Source organism: uncultured Parabacteroides sp. (genome assembly GCF_947855115.1).
Lineage (GTDB): Bacteria > Bacteroidota > Bacteroidia > Bacteroidales > Tannerellaceae > Parabacteroides.
In genome coordinates this window covers 313,569-336,198 of sequence record NZ_CANTZW010000002.1, presented here as the reverse complement: position 1 = coordinate 336,198, position 22,630 = coordinate 313,569, and the positions used below count along the sequence as shown (strand labels likewise).

The following is a 22,630-nucleotide window of genomic DNA, read 5'->3' as shown; positions in this document are numbered from 1 at the left end:
ATCTTTTCACAGCTGTGAAAAGACCAGTAAGCAGAGTGCTTTCGCATAATCACCCCGATCGCCCTCCCTAATAAATCCGGACTTTCTTGCTACAAATATAGCAATTACAACCTACGTTGCACTAATTTACCATTCTTATCATAGAGCATTCGTCGATAAAAAGCCTCCACCATCAGCGGAAAGACAAAGAGAGTGAAGAACGTGGCCCCTATTAATCCACCGATGATCACGATCGCCAAGGGACGCTGGCTCTCCGACCCGATACCGTGGCTCAAGGCGGCCGGAAGCAGGCCGATAGCCGCCATGGAGGCGGTCATTAATACGGAACGTACCCTGGATTTCACGCTCATCTTGATCGAATCCTCCAGAGGATGCCTCTCCCGCAAGTTATTCTTGATGTCCGATATCATGATCACGCCATTCTGTATACAGATACCGAAAAGGGCGATAAAGCCGATACCGGCAGAGATCGAGAAGTTGAAATTCGTGATTAATAAGGCTAAGATACCTCCCACGGCGGCATAAGGCACGTTCAATAAGACCAATCCGGCATCCCGGGCGTTGCCGAAGAGGACGAATAGGATCACGAAGATGATCGCTATACTTACGGGAACGACTTGGGCCAAGCGTTTGGTAGCCCGCTGCTGATTCTCGAAATCTCCGGTCCATTTCAAGGTATAGCCTTCGGGAAGCTTTACCTGTCGCTCCACTTTCCGCTGGGCCTCTGCCACAGCGCTACCCATATCACGGCCCCGGACCGAGAACTTCACGGCGCAGAAGCGGGCGTGGTTATCCCGGTAGATAATCAGCGGGCCGGTAATCGTATGGATGTCTGCCAGCTCGCGAATGGGGATCATGGAACCATCCTTCGCCGGAACCAGTATCTTGCCTATCTCATTCTCGCTGCGGCGAAAAGCGGATTCGTAGCGGACCATGATATTGAACTTGCGCTCGTCCTCGTAAAGCAGGGAGGCGCTCTTACCGCCTATCGCCATCTCGATAATGGATTGTACGTCCTCCTTGGCCACGCCGTAGCGGGCTAAACGAGACTCGTTCAACTCGATCCGTAGCTCCGGCTGGCCGATATTCCGGATAACACCCAGATCCTCGATGCCGTCTACAGTCTCCAAGACCTTGAAAACCTCTACCGCCTTCTTCTCCGACTCGTACAGATCCTTACCGAAGACTTTCACGGCGATGGAACCTTTCACGCCGCTGGCCGCTTCCTCCACATTGTCTGAGATAGGCTGCGAGAAATTAAAGTCTACGCCCGGATAGATCGCCAGATCCTCTTGCATCTTCTCGATCAGGCCGGCTTTCGAGAGTCCGCTTTCCCACTCTTTCTCGGGATATATATCCACATGGAACTCGATGTTGTAGAAACCTGTCGCATCCGTGCCATCGTTTGGCCGGCCGGTTTGCGACAAGACCTGACGAACCTCCGGATAAGCCGCCAGCTTCCGGCGCATCTGGTTGGCCAAGGTAACGGATTCATCCAAAGATATACTTTGCGGCAAGGTCGCACGGATATAAATAGAGCCCTCATTCAATTGCGGAAGGAACTCGCTACCTAGCAAGGTGAAGCTCCAGATACCTACGGCGGCTATCAGCGTGGCGAACGTGATCGTCCGCTTCTTGCGGGCGTGGCACCAGTCGAAGATGCCGATCGACTTCCGGTTGATCCACGCAAGGAACGGATTATGTTTCTCACGCACCTCTTTCTTCAATAGCATGGAAGATAAGACAGGCACCAATGTCAGCGTAAATATCAACGCTCCCAACAAGGCGAACCCCAAGGTATAAGCGAGCGGGCTGAACATCTTCCCTTCCACCTTCTGGAAAGAGAAGATCGGGACCAAGGCAGTGATGATGATCAACTTAGAGAAGAAAACCGCTTTCGCACGATCCTTCGCCGTATGACGGATAATACCCATCTTACTCATCAAATTGAAAGCGGGCATGCCTACTTCACGGGCTTTCCGGTCCAATGCCACGAAAAGTCCCTCCACCATCACGACAGCGCCGTCGATAATAATACCGAAGTCGATCGCTCCCATGGATAAGAGGTTGGCGCTCATCCCCATCGCCCGGAGACAAATAAAGGCGAAGAGAAGCGCCAACGGGATAATGATCGACACGATCACCGTTGTACGCCAATCCGCCATGAAAATCAACACAATGAAAGTTACCAGCAGAATACCTTCCGCCAGATTATGCGTCACGGTCTTGACCGCCAGATTTACCAAATTCTCACGATCGTAGAACGATACGATTCGCACGTCTTCCGGCAAGGAGTTTTGTTGGATATCCTTGATCTTATCCTTCAAGGCAGCGATTACCTCGCTGGGGTTCTCCCCTTTCCGCATGATGACAATACCTTGTACGACATCATCTTCCTCCATACGGCCCACTTGCCCTAGGCGGGGAAGACTGGACTCGTGTACGGTAGCCAAGTGCTTGACAAGGATTGGCGTGCCATTGATATTCTTTACGACGATATTCTCGATCTCTTTCACGTCGTTAATCAAGCCGATACCCCGCACGACATACGCTTGCGAGCTTTTCGTGATCACGTCGCCACCTACGTTGATATTACTTTTCGCGATAGCGTCGTAAAGCTCCAAGGTCGTTACCCCGTAGCTGATCAGTTGGTTCGGGTTGACGCTCACCTCGAAGGTCTTTACCTCTCCTCCGAAGCTGACGATATCCGCTACTCCGGGTACGGCCCGCAATTTCCGCTCGATCACCCAGTCCTGCAAGGTCTTCAATTCCCGGACGGAACGCTTATCGCTACGTAATGTATAGCGGAAGATCTCGCCGGTCGGACCGTATAAAGGTTGTACCTCCGGCGTGACCCCTTCCGGCAGGTCGGCGTCGTTCAAGAGATTATAAACCTGCTGGCGGGCGAAGAAATCATCCACCTTATCTTCGAACATCACGTTGATGACGGAAAGACCGAAAAGGGTCGTGCTACGGATATCCGTCTTTTTCTGTACCGGGTTCATGGCGATCTCGATCGGGATCGTGATGAACTTCTCGATCTCCTCGGCGCTCCTGCCCGGCCATTGGGTGATAATCGTCACCTTCGTATTCGTCACGTCCGGAAACGCGTCGATCGGCGTATGGACAAAGCTGGTGATACCGGTGATTACGGCGATCGTGGTACAGAAGAAGATAAAGAATTTGTTCCGGAGGGAGAACGTTATGATATTATCTATGAATGTGTGCATATCGTCTGGTTACTTTAATTCGTTATACACCAAGAGAGCGTTCCGGTCTACGATACGATCTCCATCCTTCAAGCCGGATCGCAGGTAACAGAACTTCTCGGTTTGCTTATACACCGAGATCTCACGCATTTGTAAATATCCCTCCTTCGAGACATAGACAACGTATTCCTTGCCATCCTCGAAGATCACGGCATGGGCGTTTACGCAAGGCATACTTTCCCCTTTTACCGCGCTCTGTACATATACGTTCGTAAACATACCGGGCTTAAGCATATACTTCTCGTTTCTTAATTTGACTCTTACGCTCATGGTCTTACTTTCTTGGTCTAGCATATGATAGACCTTATCGATCGTTCCCGTAAATTCCATATCCTTATAGGCTAAGGTGGTGATACGAACGGTAGCCCCCTCTTTTACCTTGCTGATATCTCCCTCATAGACATCGGCCATCACCCATACATCGTCGAGACCGGAAATGGTAAACATCTCCTCTCCTTGATCGGAACGTATCTGCATATCCCGGTTTATATTCTTATCGATGATGAAGCCGGAGACCGGTGCTTTCACCACATAGGTGGACGGGTCCGTTATGTTATAAATGGAATACATTTCTTTTATACGCTTGGCCTCGGCCTCGGCATTGGCTTGCTCTTGCCGGGCTTGCAAGAAGTCCCGGTCGGAAGCCATACCGCTGCGGGCCATATCCCGGGTAGCTTCCAGATTACGGTTAGCGATAGCCAGTTGATGCTCGGCCTCCTTTCGCTGCTTGTCGATATCGGCGATCTCACCGCTCCGGATCACCGCCAGGATCTCTCCTTTCCCCACGTAATCGCCAACTTCCGCATGAACGGAGGTGACATTTCCACCGAACATCGGGTATACATGGGCCACTCGCTCCGGATTGAAACTGACACGGCCATTGAGCAACAACTCGTTGGTTAATGGTGTGTCACGAACCGTATCCAGTGTTATAATCTCTTGTAAACTATCATTTAATAGTAAAGGCTCCCGGGTATCGACCGAAGTGGTCGCCTGTTTCCCGCAGGAACATACCAAGGGTACTAAAAGGATGCATGTGATTAGATGCTTATTCATATCGTTTGATTTACTTTTAATAGTTGAATACATGGCTGCCTGTTACGGTATTTACCTCCTCCAAGGCCAGTAACACTTCTTTTTGGGTTTGGTAAAGTTGCAGGCAGGTTGTTTTGTAGGTCTCATAATAATCGATAAACTCTAGGAGGCTGATATTCCGTTTTTGGAAATTCGAGTTCACGCCTTCGATAATCAAGGCGAAATCTTTCTCCAACCCATAGTTCGAGGAACGATAAAGCTGAATCGCCTTTTCCAACCGAGCATAGCTGGTAAATAACTCATTCTCGGCCTGTCGGCGGGCGTATTCTTCCTTATGAGCCTTTTGAGCGACGGATATTTTCGCAGCCCGGATATTCCCTTGATTCCGGTTAAATATAGGAAGGGAGACGCTCAATCCGATCGCCCAATAATCATCGATAAAGTTACCGGCCTTATCATACGTACCCTTTACGCTCACTTCCGGAAAAGCAAGGGAACGTTGTAATCTCACGTCTGCCTCCGAAGCCTTGATGCTTGCTTGCGCCAACTTAAGATCCGGACGTTCATATAATAAAGAGGTCAATTCCGAGAAAGAGACGGAATCCATATCGATCCGGTCTAATACGGACTCATCGAATATCGGCTCGAAGGTATCATTGCCGGATAATCCTAGTAAAAGCCGCATGTCTCCTTGCAGGGAGATAACTTGGTTGGCGATATCATTCCGTTCCTGTCGTAAGGAAAGCAATAGGGCCTCGATACGGGACTTCTCTAATAAAGAGACGTTCCCCTTCTCATTCTGTTCCTTGAGAACCTCCAACAGATGAGCCAATGAATCGATCTCACGATCGTAAATAGACTGGGATTTCCGGGTGAAATAAAGCGTTACGAATTTCTCCTTCAACTCGCTCCGGAGGGTTCTCAATACTTCCTCGAACTGGTAAAGGGCCATTTCTTTATGGATCTTCTCCAAACGGACACGTTTGTTTCGCTGCCCGGCGATATAGATCAATTGTTCCACCTCTACGATCGTTTCCCCTTGTTTGCCGAAATCAAAGTAACGTCCGTTCAAGCGGTTATAGACATTTTGCTCCAAAGAGACCACGGGATTCTCGAAAAGCTTGGCCTGTACCACCTGAGCCTCGGCTATATCGATGTTATACCGTTCGGCTATCACTTCCAGATTGTGTTCAGAGAAACGTTGCTCGGACTCTTTCAAGGAAAGGGAGACAACAGAGGCTTTCGCCCCGAAGAAAAGAAAAGATACAAAAAGTAAAAGAGTGACTCGTCTATCCATTTGCGTTAAATTTTACGCAAAGGTAGAAGTCACTCTCTTATCGCTTATGAATATTTAGTTAGAATACTCTTAGGCCAAATTAGAAGTTTATTAGAGGGATTTAAAGTACAATATCGTTTTCTTCAGCCCTTCCTCTAAACAAACCGTGGGTTCCCAACCTCCTAATCTTTCCTTAGCCAACGTAATATCGGGCTTACGTTGTTTCGGATCGTCTCCCGGTAGCGGGCGATATACGATCTTAGAGGAAGAGTTCGTCAAACGAATCACGATCTTAGCTAATTCATTCATCGAGAACTCTCCCGGGTTTCCGATATTTACCGGACCGATAAAATCATCCGAGGTATTCATCATACGAATCATTCCCTCGATCAAATCGTCTACATATTGGAAACTGCGAGTCTGGGTTCCGTCTCCATAAATCGTAATATCCTTATTTTGTAATGCCTGTATGATGAAATTAGAAACGACACGGCCATCGTTCGTACTCATATTAGGCCCATAGGTATTGAAGATACGGATAATTTTGATGCGAACCTTGTTTTGACGATGGTAATCCATAAATAAAGTCTCGGCGCAACGTTTGCCCTCGTCATAACAAGAGCGAGACCCTATCGGATTTACATTTCCCCAATAACTCTCCGGCTGCGGATGCACGATAGGATCACCGTATACCTCACTGGTAGAGGCTTGCAATATCTTGGCGTTTACCCGTTTTGCCAGACCTAACATATTGACCGCTCCTAACACGGATGTCTTGATCGTCTGTATCGGGTCTATTTGATAATAAACAGGAGACGCAGGACACGCCAAGTTATAAATCTCATCGACCTCCGCATAAAACGGTGTCGAAACATCGTGCCTGATCAACTCAAAATGTGGGTTTTTCAACAGAGGTATCACATTCTCCTTATTTCCCGTGAAATAGTTATCCAAACAAATTACCTCATTTCCTTCGTCCAATAAACGAGCGCATAAATGAGATCCGATAAAGCCGGCCCCCCCGGTGATAAGAATTTGCTTCATTTGTACTAATATTATTTCGTAAATTTGATCCTATAAGGTGGATCCGGACGTAAGTAATCTATATCCAGATAAGGAATCTTCGGATAGATCAAATCCAGATAGCGAAGGTCTAAAGGGCCGGGAACAACTTCTATCCGTACTTTAGCGATACCTTTATCGATAAATCCCAATATTTCGGCGGCGCTTGCTGATACATCAATGATCCGTTTTCTATAATAAGGCCCACGATCCGTCACGCATACGATGACACTGTTCATGTTCTCCAAATTCGTGACTCTTAAAAAAGTACCAAAAGGATACGTGCGGTGCGCGGCAACTAATTCGTCCTTATCATGAATCCTTCCACTAGATGATCTCCTACCGTGGAAACGATGGTGGTAATACGAAGCAAGCCCTTCCTCTTGTGCCCATATTCCTTCTCCACATTTAAACGTGACAAATATAAGGAATATGTAGAACAAGCGGAAGGACATATGTCTTTTTTTAACTAATTATTGAAGCATTTCTCCATTCAAAGTCCTTAGAAAAACAACGATTTTTTCAGTCTCTACGTCATTGATCTTTCTTCCGACTTGAAATTCATGCATAATACGGATAGCGTCCTCTACAGAGGCTACTGTCCCATCATGCATGTACGGATAAGTCAACATTACGTTACGAAGTGTCGGGGTCTTGAACTTATGACGATCGGATTCTTTCTTAGTCACGGCATAGCGTCCGTTATCTCCGTCCGTCAATCCTGTATTCCGGTAATCGAAATAGCTGTTCTTAATACCCATGAACTCGTAAGATTGACCACCGATATTTACACCAACGTGGCAAGTAGCGCATTTATTGTCCTTGAATAGTTGATACCCCTCCAATTCTTCCGCTGTAAGTGCGTTTTTATCTCCCATCAAGTATTTATCGAAACGACTTGGCGTAAGCAAAGTCTTCTCAAACTCCGCGATAGCGTCCGTGATCGTAGATTGGGAGTATCCTTCCGGATACACTTCCGTGAATTTCTTCGTGAAATCCTTATCTTGCGCTAAAGCCTCGCAGATCTGGTCGAATGAGGTACAACCCATTTCTACCGGATTCAAAGGAGGACCGGCTGCTTGCTCTTTCAGGTCTGCCGCACGTCCGTCCCAGAATTGAACAAAATTAAGCGCCGCATTATACACGGTCGGAGCGTTAACGCCACCAAACTGCCCATTAATGCCCTCCGAGTATTGCTTGCGGTCCACACCACCTGTGTTTAAACCATGGCAAGTGGCACAAGAGATCGTATTATCTGCCGACAATCGAGTGTCATGATATAAGGCGAAACCTAACTCCACCTTTGCCGGATCTGTAGGCAAGCTCTTCATAAGAGGCTGAAGGGGCTCATTCTTAAATTCTTCCGCTACGGTTTCGGTCGTAAAATGATCTTTACGGACATTCTTCGCCCATGAGATGATCACCGCTTTTTCATTGTTGTCAAGGCTGGTTCCCCAGTGCATCGGCATATGAGAATACTTAGCCGGTGGCATAGAACCGCTCAAGGCCGTATTCTCTACTTTCGCCAAGTCTACCTCTGAAACGGGCTGGTCGTTCTCCAATGCTTCCACCATAGAGGTCAAGTCCACATAGAGAGCAGCTTCTTTCATGTCTGCTTGCACCATAGAACTGATTAACGGTAAATTACCGTAAAATGGCAGAGGCGCATTTTCAGAGTGGCAAGCCAGACAGTCGTTCTCCCGAAGGATAGAGGCAACTTGCTTACCTTCATTGCCGGTGAATTTCTTGTACTCGGAAGAACCACACGAAGTAACCGTAAAAGCTAAAGCGCAGAGTCCTACCGGTAACACCGCCATTTTAGCATAAATTGTTTTACGCATAACTATATTTATTTAGATTTATTAAGCGCAAATATAGAACAATTCACTTACATGCGTCTTAAAAAGCCTTGGATTTCATTGATATGTTTTATCTATGAGAAGATAAATGGAATTTATGTGGCGAGCTTCCGTCCGGTTCATCGCAATAAGCCCTTTTTTATAATGCCTAGTATGAGGTTCTAACAACGGGCAATATAAGGATGTTATACTGCCCGTTATTAGCAGTCGCCAATCGCAGTTATAAGCTGCCGCCAACCGCTATGTGGATAATCCAATTTTTTTATATAGCTTTGCCCCGTTATGTATAATCAATAAATTATAAGGCAAAGATGTTTAAGAACAAAGTTGTATGGATAATCATCGCTATCGTAGCGATATTATTCTTCTGGGTGAAAGGTGTGTATAATAATATGGTGACTCAAGACGAGGGTGTAAAAACCGCATGGAGCCAAGTTGAGAACCAATACCAACGCCGTATGGACTTGATCCCGAATTTGGTAAACACGGTAAAAGGATACGCCGCACATGAGAAAGAGACTTTAGAAGGCGTGGTCAGCGCTCGTGCCGAGGCGACAAAGACTACAATCGATCCTTCCAACCTTACCGAGGAATCTTTGAAGAAATTCCAGTCCGCACAGGGGGAATTAGGAAACGCCCTCTCTCGTTTGATGCTTGTTCTAGAGCGTTATCCGGATTTAAAGGCAAACCAGAATTTCATGGAGCTTCAAGCGCAATTGGAAGGGACCGAAAACCGTATCTCGGTAGAACGTAAACGTTTTAATGAGGTTGCTCAATCTTATAATACCTATATTCGCCAATTCCCGAACAATATATTGTCTGGAATGTTCGGTTTCCAATCGAAAGCTTATTTTACCGCTGAATCTGGCGCAGATAAGGCTCCTAAGGTAGAATTCTAATAATCCTTCGCTGAATGAGTGAGATAAAGAATATGGGATCTAGGCGTAAGCGTTCGGCAAGCCTTTTGTGGATCGGTTTATTACTGATCGGTTTCGCCTCCTCTATTTTCGCCGCTAAGGATTATTCGATCGAGACTATTCCGAACGTACGTCTTTCCAACCGATTGAACCACGTCAGTAATCCGGATGGTATCATTACCCCGGATGACGTAGTACGTATCAACCAATTACTAAATGTTGTGGAAGACAGCCTAGGTATCGAGGTGGCTGTCGTTGCCGTGAATAGTATCGGAGATAATGACGCCCGGATGTTCGCCACGGATTTATTCAAGTATTGGGGGCTGGGCCAAAAGAATAAAGACAACGGTTTGTTGATCCAGTTAGTAACGGAGCCAACCCAGCGTTCGGTCGTTTTCGAGACGGGATATGGTATCGAAGGAGTTCTTCCCGACGCTATTTGCTACCGGCTTCAACAGCGATATATGATACCGGACTTAAAAGCCGGGGATTATAGTGCCGGAATGCAGAAAGGAGTCATGGCCGTTACCAAATATTTAATGTCTAGCGATTATGAGCGGGCAGGTATGACCGGTAACCGTTCTTCTTCCTCGTCCGATAATGATTTTATATGGATATTCGTGGTGGGGATGGTCGGTATGATCGGCATCTCCGCATTTATCGCATACTTGAAACACCGCCCGAAAGTATGCCCTCGTTGTGGAAAGAAAACCTTTGTTTATATGGGCCAACAAGTAATTCGGGAGGCGACTCATTTCTCGGAAGGTCTGGCCGAAGATGTATACCGCTGTAAGAATTGCGGATATACCGAGAAACATAAACATACCATTGACCGGATACACCGGGGAGGTGGAGGCCCTATTATTATGGGTGGTGGTGGATTCGGTGGCTTTAGCGGAGGTGGAGGCGGCTCCTGGGGAGGAGGAAGTTCCGGTGGTGGAGGTTCAATCAGCCGATTCTGAAAATATTGCTCCATATTACACAAGCGGTCTCGTAAAGCCAACGAGACCGCTTGTTTTTTAGACTTATTGTTCTTTTAGATAGTAATCGGAAAGTATATCCCGGACCTTCTCAGGAGTAACCCTTCCATAAACCTTCCCTCCGATCATGACTACCGGAGCCAACCCGCAAGCACCGACACAGCGTAGACAATCTAAAGAGAACAGACCGTCTGGCGTAGTCTCTCCGACCTTTATTTCCAATTGCCGTTGCATTTCCTCTAGGACTTTTTCCGCTCCACGTACATAACAGGCCGTACCCAAACAAACCGAGATGGGATATTTCCCCTTAGGGGTCATCGTAAAGAATGAATAGAAAGTAACCACGCCGTATACTCTCGATACAGGGATATTTAATTCGGTAGCTATAACCTGTTGGACCTCCGGTGGTAAATATCCGAACAAGCCTTGAGCGGCGTGCAAGATATTGATTAACTCCCCGGGATCATTGTTTCGTTCGGCACATATCGCATGTAGCTCCGCTACTTTTGTTTTAGGCAAATGTATCTCATTCATGGCTTATTTACTTTTTTCAGTTTCTGTATACATACCGACTACTTCCTTCCGGTCTATATAATGGGTATGCAATAATTCATGCGCTTTCGGTCCGCAAGGTTCTCCCAAATAGTCTTTGTACAATTGCTGGATATAGGGATTCTCGTGACTCTTGCGAAGTGGTTTGTTAGCGTCTTCCCTGTAAAGAGCGGCGGCACGCCGACGAAGTACTTCCATACGGCCCCGGTGGAATGGTTGTCCTCCACCGCCAATACAACCTCCCGGACAAGCCATCACCTCGATCGCATGATAAGGTGATGTGCCGTTTTTTATTTCTTCGATCAATTTACGGGCATTTCCCAGGCCATGGGCGATACCGATCTTCACCGGAGTACCGTCAAAATCGACTGTAGCGCTACGGATGCCCTCCAGTCCGCGTAACTCTTCGAAGTCTACTTTATCCAGATTTTTTTTCGTATATAATTCGTAAGCCGTACGGCAAGCGGCTTCAATAACACCACCCGTAGTACCGAAAATAACACTCGCCCCGGTGGATTCACCCAATGGACGATCAAACTCTCCATCCGGTAATTCCTTGAAGTCTATATTCGCATAACGAATCAAACGGGCTAGCTCACGGGTATAGATCGAATAATCCACGTCAGGATTACCCTCCACGCTGAACTCCGGACGGCTAGCCTCATACTTTTTCGCTAGGCAAGGCATGATAGATACGACTACCAAGTTCTTACGGTCTATCCCTAACTTCTCGGCAAAGTAACTCTTAGCGATTGCCCCGAACATCTGCTGTGGGCTTTTGGCCGTAGACAGATTATCCCGTAACTCAGGGAAATGTTGCTCCACAAAGCTAACCCAACCCGGGCAGCAACTTGTCATTAATGGTATCTTCACTTCTTTGTCTCCATTCAAGTAACGACCTAAACGGTGCAATAATTCCGTACCTTCCTCCATTATGGTCAAATCGGCGGCAAAGTCCGTATCAAATACATAATCAAAGCCCAGTTGACGCAAAGCGGAAACCATCTTACCCGTAACCAATGTACCCGGCTCATACCCGAAATCACGTCCCAAAGCAGTACGAACCGCGGGCGCAGTTTGGGCGATAACGATTTTTGTTGGATCGGCCAAAGCATCCAAGACCGGTTGTTGGGTGTTACGTCCGCTAAGTGCGTTAACAGGGCAAACAGATACGCATTGCCCGCAATAAGAACAGGTACTTCCAGCCATATCTCGCTCAAAAGCCGTTGATACGGCAGCGTTAAATCCCCGGTTCACGGCTGTTAAGGCACCAACTGTCTGTATCGTATTACACATAGTCTCGCAACGGCGGCACATGATACATTTATTCATGTTCCGGACAATGGAAGGAGAACGGTCTATAGTAAACGTCGACATGTCTCCTTTATACCGGATCTCACGGATCCCTAAGTCGTGTGCTATCTTCTGTAATTCGCAATGCCCGTTACTACTACATGTCAGGCATTCTGCCGGATGGTTTGAGAGAATCAGTTCCATCACGGTCTTACGGGCATTCATTACCCGAGGGGTATGTGTCCGTACAACCATACCTTCCGTACATTCCATCTTACAGGATGGAGCCAAATTCCGACGTCCCTCGATCTCTACGACACAAATACGGCAGGCTCCCGGATTATTCTCGTAATGTAAGTCCTCCAGCTTCATGTAACAAAGTGTCGGGATGTGGATACCCACACTTTTCGCGGCATTTAAAATGGTAGTTCCTTTCGGTACTTCCACTTCTTTATTATCTATGATTAATTTTATTGTTTCCATGATTGTAAATGAATTTAGTGAACATAAATCGCTCCGAACTTACACTTTTCCATACAGGTTCCACAACGTATACAGGATTGCGGATCGATTATATGAGGAATCTTCCGGTCTCCCGTAATCGCATGTACCGGACAAACACGGGCACAGAGCGTACATCCTTTGCATTTTTCCGGATTGATGAAATATTGAGTAAGTTCCCGGCATTGATGAGATGGACAACGATGTTCACGAACATGTGCCAGATATTCATCATAGAAGTTATCCATCGTAGATAAAACCGGATTTGGGGAGGTCTGCCCTAAACCACATAAAGCGGTATCCTTAATCACTGTCGCCAGGTTCCGCAGACGTGTCAAATCGTCTTCGGTTCCATTTCCACTGGTAATCTTCTGTAAGATCTCATGTAGGCGTTTATTACCGATACGGCATGGAGCGCACTTACCACAAGATTCCTCTACCGTAAAATCTAGATAAAACTTGGCCATGGCTACCATACAATCATCTTCATCCATGACAATCATACCACCGGAACCCATCATAGACCCCGCGCTAAGTAAATTATCATAATCAATAGGAAGATCAAGATGTTTTTCAGTCAAGCAACCCCCTGAAGGACCACCGGTTTGTACGGCCTTGAACTTTTTTCCATCTTTAATACCCCCGCCGATCCCGAAGATAACCTCACGTAAGGTCGTACCCATTGGAACCTCGATCAATCCTACATTGTTCACTTTCCCGGCCAAGGCAAATACTTTTGTTCCTTTGCTTTTCTCCGTTCCGATACTACTGAACCATTTAGCACCTCTTAATAAGATAACCGGGATATTCGCATAAGTCTCTACATTATTTACATTGGTAGGACAACCTTTATAACCATGTTCACTAGGGAACGGGGGCTTTACGGTGGCCTCGCCTCGTAACCCTTCCATACTATGAATCAAAGCGGTCTCCTCCCCACAAACAAAAGCCCCGGCACCGTACCGGATCTCAATATCGAAAGAGAAATCTGTTCCGAATATATTCTCACCCAACAATCCATATTCTTTCGCTTGCCGTATGGCGATCTTCAAACGCTCTACGGCTAATGGATATTCGGCACGAATATACACCAATCCTTTACTGGCTCCCGTACAATATCCGTTGATTGCCATAGCCTCTACTATCGAATGTGGATCTCCTTCTAGAATGGAACGATCCATAAAAGCTCCCGGATCACCTTCATCCGCATTACAAACTACATATTTCTGAGGTGCTTGCACTTTACGGGTAATCTGCCATTTCAAGCCAGTAGGAAAACCACCTCCGCCACGCCCCCGCAAGCCGCTATCCATGATTTCCTTGATTACCTCCTCGGGGGTCATTTCCACCAAAGCTTTTCCCAAAGCCACATAACCATCGCGAGCGATATACTCGTCGATATTCTCCGGGTTGATAAAACCACAATTCCGCAAGGCGATTCGTAATTGCTTCTTATAGAATCCGATGTGTTTAGAATCTGGTACTAGCTCATGAGTCTCCGGATTCACGTAAAGTAACCGTTCAACCTTACGGCCTTTTACCAAGTGTTCTCGTACGATTTCATCTGCGTCGGATGGTTGTACTTGTACATAAAAAGTATTATCGGGGATCATCTTAACCACCGGGCCTTTCTCGCAGAAACCAAAGCACCCGGTACGGATTACTTGGGTATCTTCCAAGCCGTATTGATCGACGGCGGCTTTCAGATTCTCTATGATCTGCTCACTTTGTGATGCGCGGCAACCTGTGCCACCACACACCAATATATAATTCGTGTATTGTGCCATTTATGTAAGATATTAAATTTCTTATTCGGGTTTTACGGCGGTATAAGTCACAGGAATGATTCCATCTACCAAGATGCCCTGACGGATATACTTGTTTATGATCTCTTCAACCTTTGTTTTATCGACATAGCCGAATACCAATGGCTCTTTACCCGGTAGCTTGATCTCGATGGTAGGCTCCGCATAACAATATCCCATACATCCGGTTTGGGTAACCAACGCATCAATATTCTCCCGGTTTAAAACTTCAATAAAATAACTCATTATTTCCTTGGCTCCAGCAGCTATACCGCAAGTAGCCATAGAGACCTTGATTTGTACGAGTTGATCGGGAGTATTGCTTTTTTCACGCAGATCTAAAGACGCACGAAGAGACTCGCGCATTTTCTTAAGATCATCTAATGTCTTAACTTTGTTCATGGTTATATTCTATCATTTAAGGAAAACACCGTAATGTCATTTGTACAAACATACGGAATCTCTTTTAAATAATATCATATTTCCATGAATTTTTCTTCGGCTCGTGTTTGGGATATCTTAGAATTGGGAGGTACGCTATGGGTAAGCCAGATGTTACCACCGATAATGGACCCTCGACCAATGGTTATCCGTCCTAAAATAGACGCATTTGAGTAAATCGTTACATGGTCTTCGATAATCGGATGACGAGGCAAGTCCATAGGAAGTCCTTCATCATCCAACGTAAAACTCTTGGCCCCAAGTGTCACTCCTTGATAAAGGCGGACGTGGTTCCCGATAATAGCCGTTTGTCCCACCACAACACCCGTTCCATGATCAATACTGAAGTATTCCCCGATCTGCGCCCCGGGGTGAATGTCGATCCCGGTTTGCGAATGTGCCATTTCCGTAATAATACGAGGAAGTACCGGTACACCGAGTTTAAATAACTCATGAGCAGCTCGTTGATGTAAAAGCGCATAGACCGCTGGATAGCAGAATATAATCTCACTTACGCTTTTAGCCGCCGGATCACCATCTAGGATAGCCTTCACATCTGTAGACAGCAAATATTTGATATGAGGAATCCGGTTGATAAAAGCAATCGAGATCTCGGAAGCCCGATCCTTGGAATCGCAGCAACGCTCTACCTCAAAACAGAGTCCATTATATATTTGCTCTTGCAAAAGATCATATATCTTCTCTAGATAGACCCCCGTATAATATTGGATAGAACCTATCTGAGCCTCTTGCTCCGTACCAAAAAAACCGGGAAAGATAACCGTACGCAATAAACGCATGATTTCTTGCAACGCCGCGACTGATGGTGACGGTTTCTGATGTAATGGGATATACTTATATTCCGTTACATCAGGAGTCGATAACCGTTCTACGTTCTTTTGTATCTGTTCTAAGATCGTTGTTCTATTCATCTTTAATTATCCCAAGTAGGATCGTAACTGATTAATGAGTTAGAGGCATTGCCTAAACCGATATAAATATAATCATCTAAGACATACATGCAATGGACAGATCTGTTAGCCGCAGGTAGTTGAGACTTCTGGCTCCAGTTTTGGGTATCCGGATCATAACGCCAAATATAACCATCCCCGTCCACTCCATAAATATAATTACCGTAAGCGACAGCACATAAAAGCATCTTTCCGGGGAATGACGCCTCTTTTTCCCAAACTACAGCGTCTCCATCTGTAGACCAAAGTTCTGTCGTATACTCCAAGGAAGGATCTGTTTTATTAATAATACCTAACCCTGCATATATACGACCTCCTATTACAACGGATATTCCACCATATTGTTTAATCGGGAATTTAGATTTCTTACTCCAAATGAAGGCTGCCGGCTCGTAAGTCCAAACTTCATCAATTAATTCATTGCCCCTACGTCCACCTATAAGGAACGCACGACTTTCCATCCTGCAACACGTCGCACGATACATGCCTTTAGGACGTTGCAGATCTGTTTGTACCGCACTCCATGAATTATCTGACGTAGAATATACATATAGACTGTCACATATTTTCCCCGTGTTGTCTAAACCTCCGAAAGTCCATAGGCCAAATCCGATACTGAAACATGCTTGCCCCGATAACTTTTCAGGCTGGGATCTTAAAGGCAGCCACTCTTTCTTTGAGGTCATATATCCCCAAAGCTCATCCGTGTACTCCCGACCTGTATCACCACCTAATAAAAATCCCGTACTATTAGCTAAGGTACAGAACGAGGTAGATCCTGGTATCCGGAAAGCACCCTCAAACCTTATCCCCGCTCCAAATATGTCCGGAGTTTGAAAATAGACATCTTCCCCATAAGCTATACCTTTTTCATTTTTAGCATAAGCCCTCAAATAATAGGTTGTCCCCCCCCTTAATTCATTTATCGTACCTGTAAACGATTGTATACCGGAAGAAAGGGCTAGGGCACCTTCACAATTATCGAAGGCTGGGCTAGGGCTAGTACCCCAACATACGCCAGCCTCTGTAACTGGCGAGGCGCCTTCAGCCAAAACCTCTCCTCCGACCCAAGCGGAACCGTTCTTTAGGCCAGATACCTCCTTGGTGTTGACTGTAGGCAATTCGCTTTCCAGAATCGTATGGATACCTTCGCCTACGCTATAAGTCGTACCTAAATCATTGGTTGCATAGGCACGTACATAATACCCTTTCTGCTGTTGCATATCATAGATTTTACCACTAAACTCTCCGATACCCGCTCCACAAATAATCGTATCACCATTTTCTATTGTCGGAAACTTATCGGTGCTAAAACAAAAGCCACATGCCGTGATCGGTAAATCTCCCTCACTCGTTATTTCCATGGAAAACTCCGCATAGGTAAATTCTGTCGTTATTTTCTTGAATTTACTATCATCTAATACAGGACGACCATTCGTGGTTTTAAAGGTCTCTATTTTTGCCCCGTTATATTCACCATATTTACTTTTTGCGTAGGCTCTGACATAATAGGTAGTTTCCGGTTTTAAACCGGAGATCGTACAATAAAACGAATCGGCCTCCATGTCTATGCGAATTGTAGAGTCTGCCACTGAAGGTTCCGGATTCAACATTAAGTAAACACCTCTTTCTTCAATCTCTGCTTCTCCCTGTTTGGTGATCACGCCTCCACATTGAACGGAAGTAGACATTACATCGACCGGAGATAGGGTCTTAACACTTCCTAATCCATCTTTTGTCTTAAAAGGAAGAATATCTCCATAAGCGGTGTCTACCGCATTGATCGCATAAGCCCGGATATAGTAAGCCTGATCATTGGTTAAACCATCGATCGTAGCCTCATATTTTACCTTGCGCTTGGATACGGCTTTCTTGTTTTTTTCTATTAATGTAAAAGTCGATTCCGTACTCCAACAAAAACCGGCTTCTGTCACCGGAGCTCCGTTTTCTTGCAAGACTTCTCCCGATACTGTCACGGAACTAGCTGTGGATTTCAATATCTCATCTGTTTTAACAGAAGGCTTTTTCGCGTTCCGAATACCACTATCAATATCCGGATCATTTACACATCCAGCCATTAGTAAAATCGCAAGTATGATAGAGAAAAGTAAGTATATATGTTTCATAGACAATCAATATTAAAAGAATATACCTAAACCTGCATTTAAATCTAAATATTTGAAATTAACAGTATTGCATCCAACACTGATAAATACAGAGTTCGTTATTTTCATCATCAAATCAACCTCGGCGGCGACCCCTTTATATGAGGAATCAATATTCCGGCACCATATTTCCCTCGTACTATCATAGTTTTCATAAGAATGGGTCGTAAAAGAATGTAGCAGAGCTCTTTCACCATATCCTAAACCAACGGAGGCATACAACCAAGGGAAACATTTTACGATTAAACCGACCGTTCCTGCCACACTGTTTGTCTTCGAGGATTTACTTGTGTTAAGCTCATAGGATTCTCCCTCTGAATTAGAGAATTTGATAATCTGTCCTTGGTTATTACATTCGTCCGTGTAATTCATAAAAGACATATTCGTCTTAAAACGTACATACCAACCCAAACGTTGTCCCAAACCTCCAACCGTGATTCCATAAGGCGACTCGATCGAATACGAATACCCCACAAAAAACTTCATCCGTTTTCTAGGGGATACCACAATGGAGTCTACCGGTTGGGATTCGGTTTCCACCGGCTTTAACAACATTTCTTGGTACTCTTTCCAATAGGTAGCCAACTCCTCACTTTTAGGGGTTCCGATACCTTCCGAATAATAAATGATTAATTTAGAAATAGCATCCGGATCATCTTCCGTGGCCTTGACAGTCAGACAATTTAAGCATTTATTCATTAAGCTACGCATAGAAGGACGCATTCGCTCGTTAGAAAGCCAAATCGTGGTTAACTGGTTTATGCTGTATGCGTCGCATTGCGATACACCTTCTTCATACCACATTTTAGCGTCACTATAATCAAGACGTTTCATCGCTTCGTCTCCCTTACGATTGTATTCCGTATGCTGTTGCGCCATCAGACCTAAAGGAAATACCACACATATCATCAATATCCAAAGTCTTTTCATATAATAGGTAAATACATGTTTAGTAGTCCATAATGTTACAATCAATAATAAGTAAGACCTTCGCTAATCAATGATCCATCAGAATTATAAATATCAAACAAATTATCTTCCCGTTCGAACGCTCGACCATTATCTGCGATACCGACACTTAAGTACTTACAAGGGATACGTTCTTCCGCTTTCGAATCGATTGCCCCGTATCTATTGTTTGACTTCTTACGTACGATCTTATATCTACCGAAAGCCATTTTTTCCTCGTATTGAGCCTTTTTGTCCGCTATACGTTTTTCCTCGGCTTTCTCATCGCAAGCGATAATCAATCGAACTACCTCTTCCGTAAGTTTCGTATCTTTTGCCTCTGACAAATCTTTCTTAGCACCTGAATAATCAGCTTTAGCCATTTTTTCCTTGCCGGATGTGATTAATGAGTCATATTTCTCATTTATCTCATTTTCCGAAGGCTGATCCGGAAGAACATTCTCTTCTACCGTATGCTCAGTTTCCGATGGCTGCTCCTCTTTCACTTTAGGTGCTTGCTCCTCTGTTTTTACCTCCGAGACAGGTCGTCTCACCTGTGAAACGGAATCATTCGGCATCTCTACATTTTCCACGACCACAGATTCCATGACACTGCTATCCTGATCTGCCGCTGAAGGCAAATCAATATTTCCAACAACCTCTTCCGCTGGTCTATTATTATGCACCAAAAGGGCCGTAGCAGATCCTACCACGACAAATATAGCAATTCCAATAGGAATTATTTTCTTTTTGGAACTTTTCTTTTCCATTACAGGCTCCACAATGGGTGGATTAACCACATTAATGACAGTCTCCTCGTCATCCGATCCCGCTAATTTAGAATCTGTGGAGGATGAATAGATCACTGTTGTTTCCTCATTCGCAAATTCAGGTAATGGGTTGGATACAACCGGAACCTCTTTTTCTGCTTGAGAAAAATCCAAAGAAGCCAACATCTCTCCTACTGTATTAAAACGATCCGTCGGAATGATCTGCATCGCTTTTATGATAGCAGCCTCTGTCTTCGGACTAATCGCCGCATTGATTTCCGAAGGTTTTTGCAAAGGACGTGTAGCACGGAGTATAGATTCCGTAGGGATTTTTCCCGTTAACAGGTTATACATCGTGGCTCCTAACGAATAGATATCCGGACGAGGTGAGAACACTTGTGTTCCTTCATTATCGTATTGTTCTATGGAAGCGAATCCTTTAGAAAGTGTCAACATTGTAGTGCTGGTCTCCTCCTGCTCAATATCATAACGTTTGCTGACCCCGAAATCAATTAATCGAGCGTTCCCATTCTTATCGATCAAAATGTTACTGGGCTTAATATCCAAATGTAAGATACTCTTATCATGAACGAATTGTAATGCCTCTCCAATTTGCCGCACATATTTAAGGACTGTTGCTTCGGGTAATATCCCATTTTTCTCAAGCATATATTTTAACGAGAAACCGGAAATATACTCCATGGCAATATACGCCGTATTGTTTTCTTCAAAAACCTCCAGTACATTTACGATATAGGGATGATGAACTTCCGATAAGATCTTTGCCTCTTTAATCAGTTTTTCCTTAAACTTGTTAAACAAGGCTTTTCCCGTCTCCGAATGAACCTTTACGGCCTGGGAACCAGGGTCTCTATAACAATAATCCTTGAAGAAATATTCCTTGACACAGATCGGGACCTCAGTCTTTACGGTACCTAAAGATCCTTTAACCTCTGTGTACCAAACTCCTCTGTAGGTTATGCCAAAACCACCTTGACCAACCACATGAGTAAGTCTGTATTTTCCGTTTTGAAGAAGATGTCCGTCTGGCAGATTCATAACCTTGAATAATTCCATTTAATCTGCCAAAAGTACGTTATTTATACAAAAGAATAAAGAAAAGAGAGAATATTTTGCTTAAACCCCATGCTATCTTGCACTTTTTGAATAGGTATGATGTAAAAAGAAAAGTTATCCCGCGTCTTACCATCACAAGCCTCCAGAATAGCGTCTTTTATTTCGGGAACAGATAAATGACCATCAAAAATCTCTGCTATTTTTTCACTCTTCAATCTTTCTAAGACCCCATCCGTACAAAGGAATATGAAATCTCCGGGTTGTATGTCACTCAAGGTGATAACATCGGCCTCTGTTGAAGAATGGGTACCTTGTATCGCCCGGATAATCACATTCCGTTGAGGATGGGTCAACGCCTCTTCCGGAGTGATCTTACCTAACTTAACTAATGAGTTTACCAAGGAATGATCTTCTGTTTGATATAAAACTTTCCCCTTTCTCAGATAATAAGCCCGACTATCCCCGATATGAGCCAACACGATTCCGGTGGAAGCGATATAAGCCATAGTAAGCGTAGTGGCCATACCCATCGCCTCAGAATGTTCTTGAACATAAGAATCAAAACATACTTCCGTATAGTGCACGGCCTTATGGATAAATTCAGGAGTAAGATCACCTTTCAGGAATGTCGAAAAGAATGTTTGTATAGACTCGCAAGCTAAAAAACTTGCGACCTCTCCTTTCTCGGCTCCACCAACACCATCGCACACCATAAACAATTTTTGGTCAAAGGTTACTTGTTCAGGAAGTGGATAAATAGAATCCTCGTTATTCGATCTGCCTCCTTTTTCCGTAACGGCACATGGCTTATCAATCGTTATAATCATAACAAATGAGTTTTATTCATTAAAACGCAAGACTGTACGGCCAATAATAATTTCGTCATTATCATTGAGCACGACTACCTCGCCATTCTCTAAGTAACTGTTATTATATAACGTATGATTTTTACTATTATTATCGGTAAGGAAATGTTTATATCCACCTTTTGGATCTTTTTTCACCTCAATACAAATATGCTCACGGCTCATCGTACGATCAGCCGTGATAATTGGCATAGTAGCTTGTGAGGCGTTTGACTTCCGGCCAATAACAACCTTACCTTCGTGAAGAGGAAACGCTTGTTCAGGTGTATCGGCATCAGGAAGAACCGTCAGTCTGCCGATTCCGCTCTTGACTGGTGTCACTAGAATCGTATCGGAATCGACTTCCTGAAGATTACTTTTTTCGGATAATAAGGACAAAGGAATAGATTTTTTACATTTCGGACACTTAAAAGAGGTAATACCGAGGGGGATTTTCCCCTCGTCTACCTTCAATCCTACATGGCAATGTGGACATTTAACCGCGATCATATGATAAATGAAATATCTGCACCATCCATATCCGTAGAGTACAGATCCATCATATCTGTATCGGAAAGCATGACGGTATCGTCTGCCAGTGTTATAAAGTCTGAATGATCGAAAGATTCGATACTGCTATTGTCTATAACCACGGCATCTCCTAAGTCAACACCACCTCCCTCTACATCCACTATGACAGCGTCTGCTGGCATAATGTCATTGCCGTCTAAAGTCACGAATGTATATTCCTCTTCTTGCATAACCTTTGTTCCTAAATCGTTAATATTCCGGAAACAAAAGTACAAAAAGCAATGGATTAATAAACTTACTATTCTCTCTTATAATCAAACATTTGGGTTTCAT

Annotated in this window: 19 protein-coding genes; 2 read left to right on the top strand and 17 right to left on the bottom strand. The window is 44.7% G+C overall.

Annotation, left to right across the window (positions count from 1 at the left end; genetic code table 11):
* Positions 1–104 precede the first annotated feature (104 nt).
* The 6 genes from Q0110_RS03125 to Q0110_RS03100 all read right to left on the bottom strand — a co-directional run bounded on the left by Q0110_RS03125 (position 105) and on the right by Q0110_RS03100 (position 8,483).
* Positions 105–3,230, bottom strand: coding sequence for a CusA/CzcA family heavy metal efflux RND transporter (locus Q0110_RS03125; protein ID WP_297902325.1), 3,126 nt, complete (start codon positions 3,228–3,230; stop codon positions 105–107).
* 9 nt (positions 3,231–3,239) lie between these two features.
* Positions 3,240–4,325 carry an efflux RND transporter periplasmic adaptor subunit gene (locus tag Q0110_RS03120; protein WP_297902322.1) on the bottom strand — a complete coding sequence of 362 codons (1,086 nt, stop codon included), beginning with the start codon at positions 4,323–4,325 and terminating at the stop codon, positions 3,240–3,242.
* 16 nt (positions 4,326–4,341) lie between these two features.
* Positions 4,342–5,601: a TolC family protein gene (locus Q0110_RS03115; protein WP_297902319.1), complete on the bottom strand. Its 1,260-nt coding sequence runs from the start codon at positions 5,599–5,601 to the stop codon at positions 4,342–4,344.
* Positions 5,602–5,691: 90 nt separating this feature from the next.
* Positions 5,692–6,624 carry a UDP-glucuronic acid decarboxylase family protein gene (locus Q0110_RS03110; protein ID WP_297902316.1) on the bottom strand — a complete coding sequence of 311 codons (933 nt, stop codon included), beginning with the start codon at positions 6,622–6,624 and terminating at the stop codon, positions 5,692–5,694.
* 11 nt (positions 6,625–6,635) lie between these two features.
* On the bottom strand, positions 6,636–7,097 hold the full coding sequence (locus Q0110_RS03105) for a septal ring lytic transglycosylase RlpA family protein (RefSeq protein ID WP_297902313.1): 462 nt from the start codon (positions 7,095–7,097) through the stop codon (positions 6,636–6,638).
* A gap of 18 nt (positions 7,098–7,115) precedes the next feature.
* Positions 7,116–8,483 (bottom strand): cytochrome c peroxidase, encoded by a 1,368-nt coding sequence (locus Q0110_RS03100; RefSeq protein ID WP_297902311.1) that lies wholly within the window; start codon positions 8,481–8,483, stop codon positions 7,116–7,118.
* A 329-nt stretch (positions 8,484–8,812) separates the two neighbouring features.
* On the opposite strand from Q0110_RS03100, the gene Q0110_RS03095 reads away from it, so the two are divergent.
* Both Q0110_RS03095 and Q0110_RS03090 read left to right on the top strand, forming a co-directional pair.
* On the top strand, positions 8,813–9,400 hold the full coding sequence (locus tag Q0110_RS03095) for a LemA family protein (RefSeq protein WP_297902308.1): 588 nt from the start codon (positions 8,813–8,815) through the stop codon (positions 9,398–9,400).
* A 14-nt stretch (positions 9,401–9,414) separates the two neighbouring features.
* The gene (locus Q0110_RS03090) at positions 9,415–10,380 is read left to right on the top strand and encodes a TPM domain-containing protein (protein WP_297902305.1); all 966 of its coding nucleotides are present in this window, start codon (positions 9,415–9,417) and stop codon (positions 10,378–10,380) included.
* 63 nt (positions 10,381–10,443) lie between these two features.
* Here Q0110_RS03090 and Q0110_RS03085 read toward each other — a convergent pair whose 3' ends face one another.
* The 11 genes from Q0110_RS03085 to Q0110_RS03035 form a co-directional block, all read right to left on the bottom strand.
* A complete protein-coding gene (locus tag Q0110_RS03085; protein ID WP_297902302.1) occupies positions 10,444–10,932 on the bottom strand; it encodes an NAD(P)H-dependent oxidoreductase subunit E in 489 nt (162 codons plus the stop codon).
* Positions 10,933–10,935: 3 nt separating this feature from the next.
* Entirely contained in the window at positions 10,936–12,726 is a 1,791-nt protein-coding gene (locus tag Q0110_RS03080) for an NADH-dependent [FeFe] hydrogenase, group A6 (RefSeq protein ID WP_297902299.1), read from the bottom strand.
* 14 nt (positions 12,727–12,740) lie between these two features.
* Positions 12,741–14,531, bottom strand: a complete 1,791-nt coding sequence (locus tag Q0110_RS03075; protein WP_297902297.1) for an NADH-ubiquinone oxidoreductase-F iron-sulfur binding region domain-containing protein — start codon at positions 14,529–14,531, stop codon at positions 12,741–12,743.
* Positions 14,532–14,552: 21 nt separating this feature from the next.
* Positions 14,553–14,951: a (2Fe-2S) ferredoxin domain-containing protein gene (locus tag Q0110_RS03070; RefSeq protein ID WP_297902295.1), complete on the bottom strand. Its 399-nt coding sequence runs from the start codon at positions 14,949–14,951 to the stop codon at positions 14,553–14,555.
* A 74-nt stretch (positions 14,952–15,025) separates the two neighbouring features.
* Entirely contained in the window at positions 15,026–15,922 is an 897-nt protein-coding gene (locus Q0110_RS03065) for a serine acetyltransferase (RefSeq protein ID WP_297902292.1), read from the bottom strand.
* A gap of 2 nt (positions 15,923–15,924) precedes the next feature.
* Positions 15,925–18,087, bottom strand: coding sequence for a kelch repeat-containing protein (locus tag Q0110_RS03060; protein WP_297902288.1), 2,163 nt, complete (start codon positions 18,085–18,087; stop codon positions 15,925–15,927).
* 12 nt (positions 18,088–18,099) lie between these two features.
* On the bottom strand, positions 18,100–19,056 hold the full coding sequence (locus Q0110_RS03055; protein ID WP_297902285.1) for a hypothetical protein: 957 nt from the start codon (positions 19,054–19,056) through the stop codon (positions 18,100–18,102).
* Between the two features lie 41 nt (positions 19,057–19,097).
* Positions 19,098–20,921: a serine/threonine-protein kinase gene (locus tag Q0110_RS03050; RefSeq protein WP_297902282.1), complete on the bottom strand. Its 1,824-nt coding sequence runs from the start codon at positions 20,919–20,921 to the stop codon at positions 19,098–19,100.
* A gap of 23 nt (positions 20,922–20,944) precedes the next feature.
* A complete protein-coding gene (locus tag Q0110_RS03045; RefSeq protein WP_297902280.1) occupies positions 20,945–21,748 on the bottom strand; it encodes a protein phosphatase 2C domain-containing protein in 804 nt (267 codons plus the stop codon).
* Between the two features lie 12 nt (positions 21,749–21,760).
* The gene (locus Q0110_RS03040; RefSeq protein WP_297902277.1) at positions 21,761–22,276 is read right to left on the bottom strand and encodes an FHA domain-containing protein; all 516 of its coding nucleotides are present in this window, start codon (positions 22,274–22,276) and stop codon (positions 21,761–21,763) included.
* Positions 22,273–22,527 carry a hypothetical protein gene (locus tag Q0110_RS03035; RefSeq protein ID WP_297902274.1) on the bottom strand — a complete coding sequence of 85 codons (255 nt, stop codon included), beginning with the start codon at positions 22,525–22,527 and terminating at the stop codon, positions 22,273–22,275. Before Q0110_RS03035 ends, Q0110_RS03040 begins: the two co-directional genes overlap by 4 nt.
* Between the last annotated feature and the right edge of the window lie 103 nt (positions 22,528–22,630).

Excerpts from the sequence above, each read along its gene's own strand:
- Q0110_RS03125 (WP_297902325.1), bottom strand. The coding sequence starts at position 3,230 with ATGCACACATTCATAGATAATATCATAACGTTCTCCCTCCGGAACAAA.
- Q0110_RS03120 (WP_297902322.1), bottom strand. The coding sequence starts at position 4,325 with ATGAATAAGCATCTAATCACATGCATCCTTTTAGTACCCTTGGTATGT.
- Q0110_RS03115 (WP_297902319.1), bottom strand. The coding sequence starts at position 5,601 with ATGGATAGACGAGTCACTCTTTTACTTTTTGTATCTTTTCTTTTCTTC.
- Q0110_RS03110 (WP_297902316.1), bottom strand. The coding sequence starts at position 6,624 with ATGAAGCAAATTCTTATCACCGGGGGGGCCGGCTTTATCGGATCTCAT.
- Q0110_RS03105 (WP_297902313.1), bottom strand. The coding sequence starts at position 7,097 with ATGTCCTTCCGCTTGTTCTACATATTCCTTATATTTGTCACGTTTAAA.
- Q0110_RS03100 (WP_297902311.1), bottom strand. The coding sequence starts at position 8,483 with ATGCGTAAAACAATTTATGCTAAAATGGCGGTGTTACCGGTAGGACTC.
- Q0110_RS03095 (WP_297902308.1), top strand. The coding sequence starts at position 8,813 with ATGTTTAAGAACAAAGTTGTATGGATAATCATCGCTATCGTAGCGATA.
- Q0110_RS03090 (WP_297902305.1), top strand. The coding sequence starts at position 9,415 with ATGAGTGAGATAAAGAATATGGGATCTAGGCGTAAGCGTTCGGCAAGC.
- Q0110_RS03085 (WP_297902302.1), bottom strand. The coding sequence starts at position 10,932 with ATGAATGAGATACATTTGCCTAAAACAAAAGTAGCGGAGCTACATGCG.
- Q0110_RS03080 (WP_297902299.1), bottom strand. The coding sequence starts at position 12,726 with ATGGAAACAATAAAATTAATCATAGATAATAAAGAAGTGGAAGTACCG.
- Q0110_RS03075 (WP_297902297.1), bottom strand. The coding sequence starts at position 14,531 with ATGGCACAATACACGAATTATATATTGGTGTGTGGTGGCACAGGTTGC.
- Q0110_RS03070 (WP_297902295.1), bottom strand. The coding sequence starts at position 14,951 with ATGAACAAAGTTAAGACATTAGATGATCTTAAGAAAATGCGCGAGTCT.
- Q0110_RS03065 (WP_297902292.1), bottom strand. The coding sequence starts at position 15,922 with ATGAATAGAACAACGATCTTAGAACAGATACAAAAGAACGTAGAACGG.
- Q0110_RS03060 (WP_297902288.1), bottom strand. The coding sequence starts at position 18,087 with ATGAAACATATATACTTACTTTTCTCTATCATACTTGCGATTTTACTA.
- Q0110_RS03055 (WP_297902285.1), bottom strand. The coding sequence starts at position 19,056 with ATGAAAAGACTTTGGATATTGATGATATGTGTGGTATTTCCTTTAGGT.
- Q0110_RS03050 (WP_297902282.1), bottom strand. The coding sequence starts at position 20,921 with ATGGAATTATTCAAGGTTATGAATCTGCCAGACGGACATCTTCTTCAA.
- Q0110_RS03045 (WP_297902280.1), bottom strand. The coding sequence starts at position 21,748 with ATGATTATAACGATTGATAAGCCATGTGCCGTTACGGAAAAAGGAGGC.
- Q0110_RS03040 (WP_297902277.1), bottom strand. The coding sequence starts at position 22,276 with ATGATCGCGGTTAAATGTCCACATTGCCATGTAGGATTGAAGGTAGAC.
- Q0110_RS03035 (WP_297902274.1), bottom strand. The coding sequence starts at position 22,527 with ATGCAAGAAGAGGAATATACATTCGTGACTTTAGACGGCAATGACATT.